The organism is Janibacter sp. GS2, assembly GCF_051200835.1.
GTDB lineage: Bacteria > Actinomycetota > Actinomycetes > Actinomycetales > Dermatophilaceae > Janibacter.
The window spans coordinates 3,095,774-3,112,697 of sequence record NZ_CP195161.1; the positions used below are offsets into that span (position 1 = coordinate 3,095,774).

A 16,924-nucleotide genomic window follows, 5' to 3' on the forward strand; every position below is an offset into this window, starting at 1 on the left:
CCTCCGCTCGACCGTTCCGTCGCTCCTTCTCGTCGAATCCACCAAGCGCGCCCCGAGACCTGCGCCCGGCGCCCGCATCTGCCTAGGCACATGCGCAGGACGGCAGCATTTGCCTAGGCAGATGCGAGGTCAGGTGCGAGGACGCGGGCGAGGACCCGGTCCGGGCCGAGTCGGTCTCGCCCGTCGTCCATCCGCGGGTGGAGCCGGCTCAGGTCCTCGACGCCGAGTGCGTCCCTGTTGCCCCAAGTGCGGGCGGCCGTCGTGCGTGGCGACGATCCCCTCGACGGCCGCCAGGCGCTCGCGAAGCGCGTCAGCGGGTAACTGCCCGGCGGGCGACGACGCCAGTCGCCGCCCGAATCATGTTCACTGTCACCATGCGGATCTGGCTTGTCCCAAGCGCCTTCCACCCTTCCAGGGGAGGGGTGGAAGAACTCACCTTGCAGCTCGCACGGGAATACCAGAGGGTCGGTCACGAGGCCATCGTGCTCGTCCACCGAAACCCGAGCGATCTCCCGACGACGGATGAGGTCGAGGGCGTCCCGATCCGCCGGCTCACGATGGATCTGCCCGGCAGAGACCCCCGACGCCTGCTGGGGTACCCGCTCGCCCTCCTGCGCCAAGTGCACGCTTTGACCCGGGTCGCCCGACCCCCTGATGTCATCCATGTCCAGTGCCCTGCCAACCAGGTCCTCCCGATGTGCGTCTACGCGCGACGACACCGCGTGCCACTGATCATCTCCACCCAGGGAGAGGTGACGATGGACGCCGACGCCGTGTACGAGGCCAGCGCCCTCATGCGCCTGTCCCTTCGACTCGGTAGTCGCGCGGCGACGTCGCTCACCGCGTGCTCCCGACGCGCCGGCGACGACGCTGCCACCGTCGCACCAGCCTTCACCGGGTGCCCCGTCATCCCGAACGGGGTGGACGTGGATCAGTGGCAGGTGTCCCCCCTCCCTGCCCGACCCGTCTTCGCTGCGTGGGGTCGCCATGTTGAGCAGAAGGGGTTCGACCTGCTCATCCGTGCCTTCGCCGAGGTGCGACGTGATCTCCCGGGCGCGGTGCTGCGCATCGGCGGTGACGGTGAACGGACCGCTGAGCTGAGGGCACTGGCGGGGCCGGGCGTTGAGTTCCTCGGTGCGCTCGACCGACACGGTGTGCAGGACCTCCTCACCGGGGCGCGTGTCGCCGTGGTGCCCAGCCGGTTGGAGCCCTTCGGCATCGTCGCAGTCGAGGCCATGGCGGCCGGCCGAACCGTGGTGTGGAGCACCAACGGCGGCTTGGCCGATGCGACCGGTGACCTCGGTCGCGGCGTCGACCCCACAGACCTCTCCGCCATGGCCAAGGCGATGGTCGAGGTCAGCCATACTCCTCTGCCCCCCGCTGCGGCCCGGGCCCATGCCGAGACACTCACCTGGACCTCCATCGGTCGGCGATACCTCGACCTCTACTCAGGCCTCGTCCGGTCAAGCCATGTCTGACCTCACGCTCGCCCGCACGGCCACCGAGACCGTGATGGGCATGCAGGTCTACGAACAAGCCATCGACGAGCGGGCAGAGGTGGCTTTGGCCCTCGCCGACCCCGATGCACAACTGCACCGGGCCCTCGTGAGGTCCATGAGGGCACCGCTCCGCGGCAATCGCCGCATCCCCATGAGTGCGGTTCGTGTCGCAGGTCCCCAGCTGCGGCGGGAGGTGGGCCGCTGGCTCTACCCCGGTCACGGTCCCGTACACCGACTCGACCTCACTCTGCCTCCGTCGCCACGCGGCGACATCGTCACCGTCCACGACATCGCCCCGCTGAGGTTCCCTGACGAAGGGAAGCTGCCCCCTTCGGCACACAAGGAGCTGGCTCGCGCGGCAGCCGTGATCACCGTGTCCGCCTTCAGCGCGGAGGAGATCGTGCGCCATCTCGGCACACCCGATCCCATCGTCATCCCCAACGGCGTGGACCACCAAAGGTTCGCCGACGCTCGCCCCTTGCCGGAGTCCGAGCTGCGTGGACTCGGTGTCACCGGCCCCTATGTCTTGGCCGCTGGTGGTGCCTCGCTCCGCAAGAACCTCGACGGCATGGCGCGCGCCTGGCGTCTGGTCCGCTCGTCCAGACCCGGCCTCACGCTCGTCCTCTCGGGTCCCCCGCACCCTCGACGGGATCGGCTCTTCCGTTCCTTGCCGGGTGTGGTCCGCGTCGGTCGTGTCGACGACGACATGCTCCCCCGCCTGCTTGCCGGCTGTTCGACCCTGGTCATTCCTTCGCTCTACGAAGGATTCGGATTGCCAGCGATCGAAGGCATGGCTGCCGGAGTACCGGTGGTCGCGATGGACGCGAGCTCTCTCCCAGAGGTGCTCGGCGGAAGCGGGATCCTTGCCGACGGCTCACCGCAGTCGCTGGCCGAGGCGATCCTGTGGTCGGCCGGCAACGACGCAGAGGTCCGAAGCAGGGTGGCCGCCGGCCGGGCCCGCTCGCTCCAGTTCACGTGGGAGCGCAGCGCGGCGATGCACGCCAGGGTCTGGGCGGACGTCATTGCAGGCCGAACGCCCCGAGTCGTCTAGGCCTTGTCCCCGAAGCGCCCGCGACGTGACGCGGTGACGCGCTCTGCGATCGCCACCGAGCCGGTGACGCACCCGACGAGGAGGAGGGACCCGATGGCGTCACTCGGGCGGTGCGCCTGTCCGACGACGTTGCCCAACGCCACGAACACCACCAGCCCCCCGAGGAGGCGGTCCAGCCACGGGCTCCGGATCGGGGCCATCAACCAGAGTGCGACGATCAGCGCCGTCGTGGCCGAGACGTGCGTCGATGGATAGGTGTTTCCCGTGTAGCCCTCATCCCACCCCTGCACTGGACGGGGCAAGGACCCCTTGAGCCACAGGCTCAGAACCGTCGATGCCCCGACCACGACGCCCGCTGCGACGGCCCTGCGAGGTCGGCGTCCCACGACGATCAACCCGAGGACCACCACGCCCACCAGAAGGACCATCGGCAACACGCGGCGTGCCAGCACCGGCCATGCCCACTGGATCGGCCCCACAGCCACGTGCTGGAGGCTGATGAGCAGGTCGCGGTCAAGACGCTGCCCTGTTTCGGTGAGGACCGCAACGGCGTACACGAGGGCGAAGACGATCGCGCACACCACGACCAGTCGGCCCGCGAGTCGGCTCGGCGCGTCTCCCCTCGATCGGCAGCCGAGTTGAGCTCCCCGGCCTCTGCGCGCGTTCAACCCTCGAGCCAGACATCCAAGATCATTCGCGCCCTTCCTCGCCGGCCGACGACATCAGGCAAAGGTCTTCGTCCTTATCAGGGCGTCGACACGCCATGGCCGAGCGTCAGATCTGTGCGAACGCGGTGACTTCCCCGTCGGCTCCGTCATCGCCCTTGTCCGCGTCCTTCGACGACGCGGCCGTGGGCTCGTCGGCCGACTTCGTCTCGACGTCTGCAGCCTTGGTCTCAGGCCCCGTGGGCTCCGCCGAGTTCTCCGACTCGCTTTCGGGGCCGGGGGTCGGGGTAGGGACGTCAGTCATGGCTGAACCTCTCGCTGTGGTTGGGCATGGTGTGGAGCGCGGCGGACTGGATCAGAGATAAACCGGTCCCCGACCGAAGTCGACAAGGTTTCCATCGATGGTCACCCTCCGAAGGGAGTAGAGGGGAAGTCCATTGGTCGCGCAGTACGACCCACTGAGGCTCACGGATGCAGTGAAGTTGGGCCGCCCGTTGGCTCGGAAGTGGTCGTCAAGGTTGTTGGGGTTGTTGTAAAAGGTCCACGCACCCGAGTACGTGGACGTGTAGGCGATGAAACCCGCCTTCGGGGGTGCCCCGTTGTCCACGGAGGGAACGGACCAGCCACTGTTGCCCGACGCTGCCGTCCAGCCGATGGTGCCCAACGAGGAGGGGTAGTACACAGTGAGTCTGGCGTTCGTGAGGACCGTGGAACTGGTGACGTTGAACACCCAGATACCACGGGAATTGGCGGTCGGTGGGTTGGCGTTGTCCCCGCCGGTGCCGTCGATCGTCAAGGTGTCGGGTCCGTTACCGCACGACTTGCCGACCGTCACCCATCCCTGCAGTCCCGGTGGGCGGCTGGCTGCCATGGCTGGCGCGGCATTGCCGAGCACGATGGTGGGCGTGGCCCAGGCAGCTCCCTTGACCACCGAACGGCGCCTCATCGTGCCTCTGGTGTCTTGACTCATTGCGATACCCCGTCTGATTTCCGCTCGATGACCGTCGTTCGGTCCCGGCTTCCCCTGCGTGGACAGTAGCGCCTTTCGTCCTGCAATAAAAGGCATCGTGTGGGACCATGCGCCACCACATCCCGTCGACGGGCGTCACCTGCGGGCGCGATCCCGCCCCTTCTTGGTGCTTCGACGACGTGTCTCGACGGGCGCCTCGTACCGGTGGTAGCCGTAGCGGTTGTCTGTCGGGTTGCTCGGGACGAAGTTCCGAGCAAAGCCGGAAACCGTCGCGCCGACCGTGGACAGTTGTTTCAGGGCGATGGCCAGTTCGCTCTTTCGAGTGCGATTCACACCGACCACCATCAGCAGACCACCGGCAAGTCGTTCCACGACGATCGCGTCGATGACGGGCAGGATCGGCGGGCTGTCGATGAGCACGAAGTCGTAGTCGCGGGACAAGTGCGAGAGCAGGTCCCTCATCGGGTCCGACCCGAGCAGTTCGCTCGGGTTCGGCGGGATCTGTCCGGCTGGCAGCACGTAGAGCTGGGTATCGCCCCACTGTTGGACTACGTCGGTCACCTCCGCCTCACCCAGCAGGACCGTTGTCAACCCGACACTGCCCTCAAGACCCATCGTCTGCGCCACCGACGGGTTGCGCAGGTCCGCGTCGACGAGCAGCGTGCGGGTTCCCGCGTCGGCCATCGCCAGACCCAGATTGGCTGCGGTGGTGGTCTTGCCCTCACCCTCCACCGCAGACGTCACCACCACGGAGTGCTTGCCGGTCGTGACATCGACGAACATCAGATTGGTGCGCAGTCGACGAGTCGCCTCTGCGTGCCGACCATGGGGGTCGCTGTCCAGGCTCAGGTAGCCCATACCTGATCGCGTCTTTTCCAGCGGCAGCCCGGCGAGCATGGGTGCATCCGAGAGGGCCCTGATGTCGGCCTCGTCGCGCACCTTGGTGTCCAGGGCGTGCCTGAGGTAGGCCAGCCCGACCCCCAGCAAGAGCCCTGCGAGCAGTCCCAAGCCGACGTTGCGCACCGGGTCGGGGGACGTCGGTGAGGAAGGAACGACTGCGGGCTGGATCGGAGTCGAGACGACCTCCTGCCCCGATGAGGCGAGCAGGGTCGAGAACTTCCCGGCGACCCCGCCGAGCTGGGGGCCGACCTCGTTGGCGACCGCCGCCGCTTCGTCCGCGTCGTCGGACCGGGCAACGATGTTGAGGATGGAGGTGTTGCCCGACACCGTGGCACGCACGTCCACCGGGGCATCGGGGCTCATCCCCAACTCTTCCCGCAGCGGGTCGAGGACCGCAGGCGTGTCGAGGAGTGAGACATACGTGTCGAGGTCTTCGCTCGTCAGCACGAAGACGCCCTCCCCCTCGGCCTTGGTGTCCTTCTCCGCGCTGAGGTACACCCGCGCCTGAGCGGTGTAGACGGGCGGGGTGACGGCCGTGAACACCACGGCCGCCAGCACCGACAGGACCCCACACGTCACAAGAATCTTCCAGCGCCCCCGAAGGACAGTGAGGAACTCGCTCACCTGCACGGCTTCACTCCCAAATTCTCAGGCACCTGCCGACGCGCTGAACTGGCGCTACGGGGCTAAAGTGCCTTGACGCCCCCAGTATTGCGAGGAGTGTATAGCGTGCGCGTGCTCCGGATCTCCCACAGTGGGGTCGTCGGTTCTTGGCGGCAGCGCGAACGCGTGGCGAGGGCCCGGGGACATGTGGTCCACTCCGTCGGTGCGCGCACCTGGGACGAAGGCGGGAGGCCTGTGCCACTGGTCCCCCGGGCCGGCGAGGACGTCGAAGCGGTGCGCACCTGGGGGCGACATCCCGCACTCTTCGTCTACGACCCGCGACCGCTGTGGAGACTGCTCGGGCACGCCTGGGACGTGCTCGACCTGCACGAGGAACCCTTCGCCCTCGCAACCGCCGAGGTCCTTGCTCTCCGCGCCCTCCGCCGGTCCCGGGTTCCCTACATCCTCTACTCGGCTCAAAATCTCGAGAAGAGGTACCCGCCACCATTCCGGTGGTTTGAGAAGTGGGCCCTGCACCGAGCCTCGGCCGTGAGCGTGTGCAACGAGGATGCGGGCCGCATCGTGGACCGCAAGGGCCTCACAGGACGGGCCGAGCTGATCGGGCTCGGGCTGGACACGGCGAGGTTCACCCCGGGCCCGGGCCGGGCAACCTCGGATGGACGCGTCCGGGTCGGCTACGTGGGACGTCTCGCGCTCCACAAGGGGGTCCACGTACTCATCGACGCCGTCGAACGCCACGACCTGCTGGAGCTCGTCATCGCCGGAGCCGGTCCGCTGGAACCCGACCTGCGCCGCAAGGCGACGTCCGGGGTCGCGGGCCGGATCACCTTCGTGGGCCCGGTCGAGGACGACGCACTGCCTGACTTCTACCGCGGGCTGGACGTGCTCGCCGTACCGTCCCTCACCACCTCGCGCTGGGTCGAGCAGTTCGGCCGAGTCGCCGTCGAAGCCATGGCCTGCGGGGTCCCGGTGGTGGCCAGTGACAGCGGCTCCCTCTCGGAGATCGTGGGCGGTGCCGGGTTGTTGGTTCCTCCCGGCGATCCGGGTGCGCTGGGCCGGGCGTTGGACGCGGTTGGCACGGACACCGCCTTGTCGAAGACAATGCGTTCTCAGGGGATCGTGCGCGCTCGGACGTACGACTGGGACACCATCGGTCGGGAGTACGTGGCGATGTACGAGCAGGTGGCCAAGCGCGAGCAACAGGCCCCGGACCGTGGCCCCGAGATCATCGTCGTGGCCTACCACAGCCACGAGCTGCTCCGCGAGACGCTGGCACCGGTCTCGCATCTGCCGGTGACCGTCGTCGACAACTCGTCGGACCCCGTGGTTCGTGCCGTCTGCGAGGACGTGGGGGTGCGCTACGTCGACCCAGGGGGCAACGGCGGCTTTGCGGCGGGCGTCAACCACGGTCTTGCACAACGCCAGCTGCCGGGCGCCGACGTCCTCCTCCTCAATCCCGACGCGGTCATCGACGAGGTCGGCATACGGGAGCTGCACGCGGCACTTCTCGACGACCCGGGCCTGGCCAGCGTCGCCCCCGCTCAGGTGGACGGCGCAGGGGTGGCAGGACGCGTCGCCTGGCCCTACCCCAGTCCGTGGGGCGCCGTCGTGGAGGCGATCGGTCTGGGCGGCCTTCGACATGACGACTACGTCATCGGGTCAGTGCTTATGTTGCGCGGCGAAGCCCTGAGGCAGGTCGGGGATCTGGACGAGTCCTTCTTCCTGTACGCGGAAGAGACCGACTGGGCCCGCCGGGCCGGTCTCCTCGGGTGGCGCCATCGTCTCGTCACCGAGGTCACGGCGCGACACCTCGGCGCTGCGACGAGCCCGGACCCCGAACAGCGGGAGGCCCACTTCCACGCCTCGCAGGAGCGGTACCACCGCAAGCACTACGGGCCCCTCGGGTGGCAGGTCACACGAGGGGCGACGATCGTCGGCTCTGCCGCGCGCGCTCTGGTCCTACCCGGCAGTCGGGCTGCCGTGGCCAGGGACCGGGTGCGCCGCTACCTTCGTGGGCCGGTGGCCGTCCAGGCAGCCCTACGCGCCGGGAGCCCCAGTTGACTTTGCACGAGAGGATGACACCGGGCGCGCTCGCCCTCGGGGCCGTTGTGGCTGCGGTGGCCCTGGGCTGGCTCGCCCCCCAGCACCCCGCCCTGGCTCTGGGGGGTGGCGCAGCGGTGCTCATCCTCGGGGTCACATCACTCGATTCAGGACTTGTCCCCCTGCTGTGCCTGCCGATGCTGTACGTGACGCAGCGGATCGGTGCCGGTGGGGTCGACCTATCCGTGTCGGACGCAGCACTTGCTCTCGGGACCCTGCTCGCCGTCTCCTTCGGCAGCCACGCCTACTCCCCACCGCTACGAGCTCTGCTCTGGCTCACCGCGGCCTACCAGGCGGCCACCCTCTTCACCGTCATCGCCAATCCCTACCCGGCAAACACCATCGAGTGGTTCCACGCGTGGTTCCTGACCGGCGGGGCACTGATCCTGGGCTGGGCCGTCGGACGTGGGCGTCATGGGCGCACTGCGCTTCGCCTCATGCTCCTCGCGGCCTGCGTCCTCTCCGGGTGGGTCCTGCTCCACGCAGGGATCAACCTGACCAACGGCTCCACCGAGCCCGTCTACCTCCCATACGGGTTGCACAAGAACTTCCTCGGCACGGTCATCGGAACAACCGCGCTCATCGCATACGTCCGACCCGTGTGGTTGGGAATCCACCGGCCTTTCGGAGCGGCGATCTTCTGGTGGCTGGCCCTCGGGCTCGCGGCCACGCAGTCACGACAGGCCATCATCGCGCTCGCCGTGACGCTCCTCGTCCTCGTCTTCCGCTCGCACACCGAGCGCCGACGGTCCAAGAGCATCCTGCTCGTGATCATCCCCTCCATGGCCATCGTGCTCACGCTCGTACGTGAGCAGATCGCCAGCGGCAACGAGTTCAATTCCTACTTCACCCGACTCACGTGGTTGCGCGACTCCATGGACATCTGGTCAACGAATCCGATCGTCGGCCATGGCCTCCGTTGGTGGTTCGCGCCCGAATTCATCGGCAACATCCAACCGCCCAACGCAGAGATCGAGGTCCTCACCTCTGCTGGTCTCCTCGGGCTGCTCGGTTTCCTCGTGCTCATGGTCGGTTCGATCATGGTCCTTCGGACGGTCCCCCCCACGTACGGGACCTTGGCCATGCTGGTCCTGCTCTCGCGTTTCGTCCAGAGCCAGTTCGATGCCTTCTGGACCGCAGGGCAGGTATCCATCCCCTTCGTCATCGCCGGCGTCTGTCTGGGGGTCCACGCTCTCCGTGAGGCAGACGGGATCGCCACGGGGGCACCGGTCCTCGCTGGGGAGAAGCAGGATCGTCACGACCTTGACGCCGAGGTCGCGGTATGAGGATCGTCCATCTCGTCTGCACTGCCCACTTCGCGGGGGTGGAACGTCACATCGCCGTCCTCGCGGCGGCCCAGTACGACCGAGGGCACGAGGTGACCGTTCTGGGCGGGGACGTGCCTCAGATGCGCGCCGCCATCGGCCGCCCCGGCGTCCGGGTGATTCCGGTGCTCAGTGTCTTCCACGCCGTACGTCTGCTCACCGGTCCGCTGGCCCTGTCTGTGGACGTCGTGGCCACCCACATGACGGCTGCCGACCTCGCCGCGGCCTCTGCGCCGGCGCTGTACGGGACTGCGGTGGTGAGCACCCGACACTTCGCTGCTCAACGCGGATCCACACCTCACACCAGAGCCGCCGTGACGGCAGCTTCCGGCCGGATCACGGCCGAGATCGCGGTCAGTCGGTACATCGCCGACGCGACCGGCCACGACACCAGTGTCGTCCTTCCGGGAATTCCTCACCGCCCCGCCGGTCCACCTGCCGCCGAGCGCACCCGAACCGTGCTGGTCGTCCAACGGCTCGAGACGGAGAAGGACACCGACATCGCCGTCCGGGCCTTCGCCGCGTCGGGTCTGGTCGAGCAGGGGTGGCGCCTTGCGATCGCCGGCGACGGTGCCGAACGGTCCTCGCTCGAGGAACTGGCCCGTGATCTCGGCGTCCATGCGGCGACCGACTTCCTCGGACACCGCACGGACGTGGAAGAGATGATGACGCGGGCGGGGCTCCTGGTGGCGCCCTGCCCCAGCGAGGGCCTCGGCATGTCCGTGCTCGAGGCCATGGCCTCGGGCCTGCCGGTGGTCGCCAGCGGCGCCGGGGGGCACCTCGAGAGCGTCGGTCCGACGCCGGGTGCCTCCCTGTTTCCGCCCCGAGATGCCGCCGCAGCCGCTGCTCAGGTGGCGAGCCTGGCGCGCGATCCGCAGCGACGGGACCGGTACGGATCCGATCTGCGCGAGCGCCAACAGTCCGTGTTCTCCATCGCTACGCAGGCCACGGCGACCGACGAGGTGTACCAGCACGCCTTGGCCGCGATCCGTCCCCGGCCCAACCATCCCGCTGAACGGAACATGGTCGTCATTTCCCTCGAACCCTGGGATCGGATCTGGCGTCGCAACCAGCACCTCATCGCCGGCCTGCTCCAGAGCGACCCCGGACTCCGGGTGCTCTTCGTCGAGCCCGCCACTGACCCCCTTCACACCGTCCGTGGCGGTGCTCTACCCCGAACTGGTCGGGGTCTGCGGCGGGGGCCTCACCTGCCGGGTATCGATCCGGACGGGCTCTGGTTGCTCGAGCCGACCAAACTTCTGCCGCGCAGGATCGACGGCCGCCAAGACGCACGCTGGGCGGGGACCGTGCACCGCGCAGCCCGCAAACTCGCGATGCCGACCTCCGTGCTGTGGGTCAATGACCCCCACGGCGCCGAAGTGATGACCCTTACCGGTTGGCCCACCTTGTACGACATCACCGACGACTGGCTGGAAGCGCATCGCGACCAGATCACCCTGTCCCGGCTGGAGCGGTATGAGCGCCTGCTCATGGACCACGCCGTGGAGGTCGTCGTCTGCTCCCCCGGGCTTGAGCGCTCCAAGGCCCACCACCGCTCGCTGACCCTCCTGCGCAATGCCGTCGACCCCGCAACCACGCGAGCGACGCCTCGACCCGCGGACCTGCCGGCGGGCGCGACTGCTGTGTATGTCGGGACCCTGCACTCCGACCGGCTGGACATCGACCTGTGTGTCGCCACCGCCACCGCGACCGCCGATCGCGGTCGTCTCGTCCTCGTCGGCCCGGACGCACTGGCCCCCGATGAGCGTGACCGGCTGACGGCCGCGGGCGCGACGCTCCTCGGGGACAAGGACCACCGTGATGTCCCCGGCTATCTCCAGCACGCCGACGTCCTGCTCGTGCCCCACGTCGTGGACGACTTCACCGAGAGTCTCGACCCGATCAAGCTGTACGAGTACCGAGCCGTCGGCCGACCGGTCGTGAGTACGCCCGTCTCAGGATTCCGGGAGGCTGCCGACCATCGACTGGTGGTCGTCGACCCGGCGGATTTCGCCTCAACGGTTCGTCAGGCACTCCCAGCCATCGACCGCTTCCCGACGGGGGCGAGCACGGACGTGCCCACGTGGGCGGGGCGGGTCGCGGAGATGCGCGGCGTCATCGATCGAGTTCGCTCCCGGGATGGGGCCCCCGCGCCCACCTACCCTGTCCCTCTGGACGTCAGACTGCGGTTCGGGCACGCGGCGGTCCAGCAGATCGCCGACGAGCACCTGTTCGACATCCTGCACATCAAGGGCCACAGCCTCGACGAGCGACTGATCCAGCCGAACCGGTCCACCAGTGATGTCGACGTCCTGGTGCGGCCGGAGCACGTCGAGGGGCTGGTGCGCGCGTGCACGGACAACGGTTACCACGTCATCGGTCGCTTCGCGACGAGCTCTCCCTTCGAGCACGCGACGACCTTGTGGCACACGGCCTGGGGCTACCTCGATGTCCACCGGCTCTATCCCGGCATCGGGCTGTCTCCCGGCGATGCCTTCGCCGAGCTCTGGCGGACCAGGGGCTCGCGAACCATCGCCACGGTGGACTGCCCGTGCCCCGACGTGGCTGCCCAGATCGTCATCCTCGTCCTGCATGCCGCACGCGACATCAGCGGCGGCCGATCAGCTCAGGACGTCGAGCACGTCTGGCACGCTGTGGATCCCCGTTCTCGTGATGCCGTGATGGAACGCGTGGAGGACCTGCTGGCACACGTGGCCTTCACCATAGGTATCGGTGAGTTGGAGCGAGTACCACCGAGCGCCGAACGTGAACTCTGGACTGCGGTGACTCGCAACAGCCGCCTCGACGAATGGCGGGCGCGGATCGCAGCAGCGCCCGGTCTGGAGGCACGGGTGAGACTCATCGCTCGCCTCCCCCTGGTCAACACCGACCACATCGCGATGCAGCTCGGGCGTCGCCCCACGCCGGTGGAGATCGCTTCCGCCTTCGTTGACCGCGCGGTTCGAGCCGTCGCCGAGTACCGATCGCGCGGCTTGTGATGACGAGCTACCGCATCCCCACCGGAATCGCCTGGCTCGAGAACTCCACCGACCCCTCCGAGGTTTTCGTCGCCATGCTGCCTCGCGGACCAGTTCAGGTGCTGCAGGGAACCGCCGCCCTGATCTGGTCGGCTGCGATCGATGGTGAGGCCGTCACCCTTCCCGAGAGGGTTGCAGCGGCTGCCGAGCTGCCCGTCGACGAGGTCCGCGTCGAGGTGGAGCGCTTCATCAGTGAACTGATGGCCGCCGGACTGCTGAGTCCGCCGTGAGTGGAGACCACTTCGGCGGTGATCCGGTGCTCGGTCTCATCGGTGACCGTCCGCGGACCGTGTGACGAAGGGCCGCGAACTCCACGTCCCGGGTGGGTCCGTGACGCCCCTGGCACTCTCGCTCGTCGCGCAGCGTCAGTAGGCCCCCCGTTGTCCCTTCACCGCGGCGGCCGTGCGCCACAGGATGATCAGGTCCTGGGTGATCGACCAGTTGTCCACGTAGTACAGGTCGAACCGGACCGCCTCCTCCCACGAGAGGTCGCTGCGACCGTTGATCTGCCACAGACCGGTCATCCCCGGCTTGACGAGGAGACGGCGGTGGACGTCGTGCCCGTACTGCAGGACCTCCGAGGGCAGGGGCGGGCGGGGGCCGACGAGACTCATCCTCCCGGCGAGCACGTCGAAGAGCTGCGGCAGCTCGTCGATCGAGTAGCGGCGCATCCACCGCCCGAAGGGGGTCACGCGCGGGTCGTCCTCCATCTTGAACAGGACCCCCCGGTCAACTCCAGCCACGGCCGGTCCGTCCCCGGCCATCTGCATCTGCCTCTGACGCACCTCGACCAACCGGGCCTCAGCGTCGACGGCCATGGAGCGAAACTTCGTCATCTGGAAGGTGCGCTCGCCCAGCCCCACACGCTCCTGCCGGAAGAAGACCGGCCCGCCGTCCTGGAGCTTGATGATCACCGCGACCACGAGGAGCAGCGGAGAAAAGGCGACCACGAGAGCGAGGGCGCCGAACCAGTCGAAGGCCGACTTCAGCGCCCACTTGGGCCCGGAGAAGGTCGGTGGCTCCACGTGCAGCAGCGGCAGCCCGGCCACCGGGCGGGTCAGGATGCGCGGACCCGCGACCTCCGTCAGTCCGGGAGCGACGACGAGCTGGGTGGAACTGCCCTCGAACGCCCAGCCGAGGCGGCGCAGATCATGGGTGCCGAGGTGGGAGACGGTGCAGGCGACGATGTCGACACCGAGCTCGATGGCCACCTTCGCCGCATCGTGCTCGCTGCCCAGCCGGGGTACGCCCCCGACCTGCCAGTCGTCGTCGGTGGTGCACACCCCCACCACCTGGTACCCGGCCTCGGGCACGCTCGCGAACACGTCCAGAAGTGCACGCACGTGGGTGGGGTCCCCGACGACGAGGACGTCGCTGTTCAGCTCCCCGGCCTGACGACGCCGCCCGAGCCACAGGCGCCACATCCGACGGGAGACGAACAGCGCGAGCAGGCCCGCCGGCAGCGCCAGGAGGATGTACCCACGCGCCACGTGGATCTGCAGCGCGAAGCTCACGAGGGCGACGGCCGCGAAGACGCGCAGGGTCCCGGTGGCGAGCAGCCGGTACTCGGCAGCTCCGTGACCGAGGATGTTCGCCGCGTAGACCCCGTGGAAGCGCAGGCTGAGCCACCACACGAGCGCCAACGTGATGCTGAAGGTCGTGTAGCTCAGCGTGGAGCCCCCGATGCTGGCGGCGACGTTCGTGTCGCCGTCGACACCGAAGCGCACGACCTGCGCGCCGAGCACGGCCCAGAAGATGACGCCCGCATCACTGATCGCCAGCCAGACCTGCACCTGCCGCATCCCCAGACGTCCGTCTGCCCACTTCCCCGCCTCATCGGGCACCGGTTGGACCATGGTCAGGAACGATGCTGTTGGAGCGCCGGTGGGGAGGTCGCGCCCTCGGCGAGACGCAGGGCCTCAGCCATCCGACCCCGGGTGGCCCCGTGGCCGGGTGCGCGCTGTGCGCGCAGCTCCTCCAGCCGCAGCGCCGCGTCGAACGGGCGCGCCACGGGGGCGCGCCGTGCCCGCAACCGGACCCCCACGACCGTCATCCCGTAGATCGCCAGCGGCACCGCCAACCAGCCCACGAGCAAAGTCACATCGAACTGCATCCCCCAGTCCCCTCCCCGGAAACCTTCATCCGTTAACCTCGAGATTCGAGGCTACTGACGGGAAACTTTACCAACCCCTTACCCTCTTTACCAGACCCTGACGAAACTTTTCCCGAAGCCTGACGATGGCCTGTGTCCCGTGGTCCAAGCGCTCCGCAGGGGTGGCGTCAGTGGCCCCGATCACGCGCACGCGCGGCCCGTGGGAGGATCGCGGTGACGAAACCCATACGCCCCCACGGAGGGACACCCATGACCGCGAAGATCATCTGGACCAAGATCGACGAGGCCCCCGCGCTGGCCACGTACTCCTTCCTCCCGATCGTCCAGGCCTTCACCTCGGGGACGGGCGTCGAGCTCGAGACGAGCGACATCTCGCTCGCCGGCCGCATCCTCGCCCAGTTCCCGGACCGCCTCACCGATGAGCAGCGCGTCGAGGACCACCTGGCCCGGCTGGGCGAGCTGGCCACCCGGCCCGAGGCGAACATCATCAAGCTGCCCAACGTCTCCGCCTCCGTGCCGCAGCTCAAGGCGGCCATCGCCGAGCTGCAGAGTCAGGGCTACGACCTGCCGGACTACCCGGGCTCCCCCAGCACCGACGAGGAGCGGCAGGTCGCCGCGGCCTACGCCACGGTCCTCGGCTCCGCGGTGAACCCGGTGCTGCGAGAGGGCAACTCGGACCGACGCGCCCCCTTGGCGGTGAAGAACTTCACGAAGAAGCACCCGCATCGACTGGGCCCGTGGACCGCGGACAACAAGGCCCGCGTCGTCTCGATGCCCTCCGGCGACTTCTACGGCAACGAGAAGTCCGTCGTCATGCCTGCCGACGACGCCCTGACGATCACCCTGACGACCACCGAGGGCGCCCACACCGTCCTCAAGGACGCCCTCCCGGTGATGAAGGGGGAGATCGTCGACGCGACCTTCATGTCGGCCACCGCGCTGCGCGCGTTCTACGCCGAGCAGATCGAGGTCGCGCGCTCCGAGGGTCTGCTGCTCTCCCTGCACCTCAAGTCGACGATGATGAAGGTCTCCGACCCGATCATCTTCGGTCACGCGGTCGCCGAGTGGCTCGGCGAGGTCGTCGACAAGCACGCCGAGGCCCTCGCCGAGGCCGACGTCGACCTGCGCTACGGCCTGGCCTCGCTCTACACGCAGATCGAGTCCCTCCCCGCGGCGAAGCGGGACGAGATCCGCGCCGACATCGATGCACTCACCGCGCAGCGCCCCGCGCTGGCGATGGTCGACTCCGACAAGGGCATCACCAACCTCCACGTGCCGAGCGACGTCATCATCGACGCCTCGATGCCGGTCGTCATCCGTGACTCCGGCCAGATGTGGAACGCCGACAACGGCCAGTCCGAGACGCTCGCGCTCGTGCCCGACCGCTCCTACGGCCCGATGTACGCCGCGGTCGTCGAGGAGCACAAGAAGAACGGCGCCCTCGACCCCGCGACCATCGGCACCGTGCCGAATGTCGGTCTCATGGCGCAGAAGGCCGAGGAGTACGGCTCGCACCCGACGACCTTCGAGATCGCGCAGACCGGCACCGTCACGGTGACCACCTCCGCGGGCGAGACGATCCTCGAGCACGCCGTCGAGCGAGGCGACATCTGGCGCATGAGCCGGGTCAAGGACATCCCCGTGCAGGACTGGGTCAAGCTCGCGGTGACCCGCGCACGCGCCACCGGCGCCCCCGCCGTCTTCTTCCTCGACGAGCAGCGCGCGCACGACGCTCAGATCATCGCCAAGGTGAGCGAGTACCTCCCCCAGCACGACACCGAGGGCCTCGACATCCGCATCCTCCCGCCCGTGGAGGCCGTGACCTTCTGCCTGGCGCAGATCCGCGCCGGCAAGGACGCCATCTCCGTCACCGGCAATGTGCTGCGCGACTACCTCACCGACCTCTTCCCGATCCTCGAGCTGGGCACGAGCGCGAAGATGCTCTCGATCGTCCCGCTGCTCGCCGGCGGTGGGCTCTTCGAGACGGGTGCCGGTGGTTCCGCGCCGAAGCACGTGCAGCAGTTCGTCAAGGAGAACTACCTCCGCTGGGACTCCCTCGGCGAGTTCTCCGCGCTCGGTGCGTCCCTGGAGCACTTCGCGCAGACCCACGACAACCCCCAGGCACAGGTCCTCGCGGACACCCTGGACACGGCGATCGCCTCCTTCCTCGAGGAGAACAAGTCGCCGGCCCGCAAGATCGGGCAGATCGACAACCGGGGCAGCCACTTCTACCTCGCGCTGTACTGGGCCCAGGCGCTGGCCGCCCAGGACACCGACGGGGACCTGAAGGAGCGCTTCACCACGGTCGCCGACCAGCTCGCGACGCACGAGGCGACGATCAACGAGGAGCTCATCGGTGCCCAGGGATCACCGGTCGACCTCGGTGGCCACTACAAGCCGGACGCGGACAAGGCCTCCGCGGCGATGCGTCCGAGCGCGACGCTCAACGGGATCCTCGACCGCATGTGATCCCTCGGCCCACCCTGGCCCAGGACGAAGGGGGCGATCCGCCGGTCCGGCGCGTCGCCCCCTTCGTCCTTTCCCGGGTCGAGGGCGGCGAGCCCCATGGACGACTCCCCCGATGATCGGCATGATCAGCGCATGATCCACGTGCGCGGCACCCGGCTCGCACACTGCTG

13 protein-coding genes are annotated in these 16,924 nt (G+C 68.5%); 7 read left to right on the forward strand and 6 right to left on the reverse strand.

The features are described from left to right. Window positions 1-374 precede the first annotated feature (374 nt). Window positions 375-1,478, forward strand: coding sequence for a glycosyltransferase family 4 protein (locus tag ACR9E9_RS14985; RefSeq protein WP_435203673.1), 1,104 nt, complete (start codon window positions 375-377; stop codon window positions 1,476-1,478). After that, window positions 1,471-2,550, forward strand: coding sequence for a glycosyltransferase family 4 protein (locus ACR9E9_RS14990; RefSeq protein ID WP_435199849.1), 1,080 nt, complete (start codon window positions 1,471-1,473; stop codon window positions 2,548-2,550). The genes ACR9E9_RS14985 and ACR9E9_RS14990 overlap by 8 nt, the downstream gene beginning before the upstream one ends. On the opposite strand, the gene ACR9E9_RS14995 is transcribed toward ACR9E9_RS14990, so the two are convergent. The 4 genes from ACR9E9_RS14995 to ACR9E9_RS15010 form a co-directional block, all read right to left on the reverse strand. Then, a complete protein-coding gene (locus ACR9E9_RS14995; protein ID WP_435199851.1) occupies window positions 2,547-3,131 on the reverse strand; it encodes a hypothetical protein in 585 nt (194 codons plus the stop codon). The two genes, ACR9E9_RS14990 and ACR9E9_RS14995, sit on opposite strands and share 4 nt — an antisense overlap. A gap of 193 nt (window positions 3,132-3,324) precedes the next feature. Further along, window positions 3,325-3,519, reverse strand: coding sequence for a hypothetical protein (locus tag ACR9E9_RS15000; RefSeq protein ID WP_435199853.1), 195 nt, complete (start codon window positions 3,517-3,519; stop codon window positions 3,325-3,327). A gap of 51 nt (window positions 3,520-3,570) precedes the next feature. Continuing rightward, a complete protein-coding gene (locus tag ACR9E9_RS15005) occupies window positions 3,571-4,161 on the reverse strand; it encodes a hypothetical protein (protein ID WP_435199855.1) in 591 nt (196 codons plus the stop codon). 159 nt (window positions 4,162-4,320) lie between these two features. Continuing rightward, window positions 4,321-5,709, reverse strand: coding sequence for a polysaccharide biosynthesis tyrosine autokinase (locus ACR9E9_RS15010; protein WP_435199857.1), 1,389 nt, complete (start codon window positions 5,707-5,709; stop codon window positions 4,321-4,323). Between the two features lie 165 nt (window positions 5,710-5,874). Here ACR9E9_RS15010 and ACR9E9_RS15015 point away from each other — a divergent pair, with 165 nt between their 5' ends. From ACR9E9_RS15015 to ACR9E9_RS15030, 4 genes are read left to right on the forward strand one after another with little or no spacing between them, the layout of a single operon-like run. Beyond that, entirely contained in the window at window positions 5,875-7,770 is a 1,896-nt protein-coding gene (locus tag ACR9E9_RS15015) for a glycosyltransferase (protein WP_435199859.1), read from the forward strand. A 14-nt stretch (window positions 7,771-7,784) separates the two neighbouring features. Next, entirely contained in the window at window positions 7,785-9,095 is a 1,311-nt protein-coding gene (locus tag ACR9E9_RS15020; protein ID WP_435199860.1) for an O-antigen ligase family protein, read from the forward strand. Further along, complete coding sequence (locus tag ACR9E9_RS15025; RefSeq protein WP_435199862.1) at window positions 9,092-12,133, forward strand: glycosyltransferase; 3,042 nt, start codon at window positions 9,092-9,094, stop codon at window positions 12,131-12,133. Before ACR9E9_RS15020 ends, ACR9E9_RS15025 begins: the two co-directional genes overlap by 4 nt. Beyond that, window positions 12,133-12,402: a PqqD family peptide modification chaperone gene (locus ACR9E9_RS15030; RefSeq protein WP_435199863.1), complete on the forward strand. Its 270-nt coding sequence runs from the start codon at window positions 12,133-12,135 to the stop codon at window positions 12,400-12,402. The genes ACR9E9_RS15025 and ACR9E9_RS15030 overlap by 1 nt, the downstream gene beginning before the upstream one ends. A gap of 135 nt (window positions 12,403-12,537) precedes the next feature. Here the strand turns inward: ACR9E9_RS15030 and ACR9E9_RS15035 are convergent, their stop codons facing one another. Continuing rightward, complete coding sequence (locus tag ACR9E9_RS15035) at window positions 12,538-14,016, reverse strand: sugar transferase (protein ID WP_435199865.1); 1,479 nt, start codon at window positions 14,014-14,016, stop codon at window positions 12,538-12,540. A 14-nt stretch (window positions 14,017-14,030) separates the two neighbouring features. Continuing rightward, window positions 14,031-14,285 carry a hypothetical protein gene (locus ACR9E9_RS15040; protein ID WP_435199868.1) on the reverse strand — a complete coding sequence of 85 codons (255 nt, stop codon included), beginning with the start codon at window positions 14,283-14,285 and terminating at the stop codon, window positions 14,031-14,033. A gap of 249 nt (window positions 14,286-14,534) precedes the next feature. On the opposite strand from ACR9E9_RS15040, the gene ACR9E9_RS15045 reads away from it, so the two are divergent. Then, complete coding sequence (locus ACR9E9_RS15045; RefSeq protein WP_435199870.1) at window positions 14,535-16,754, forward strand: NADP-dependent isocitrate dehydrogenase; 2,220 nt, start codon at window positions 14,535-14,537, stop codon at window positions 16,752-16,754. Window positions 16,755-16,924 lie beyond the last annotated feature (170 nt).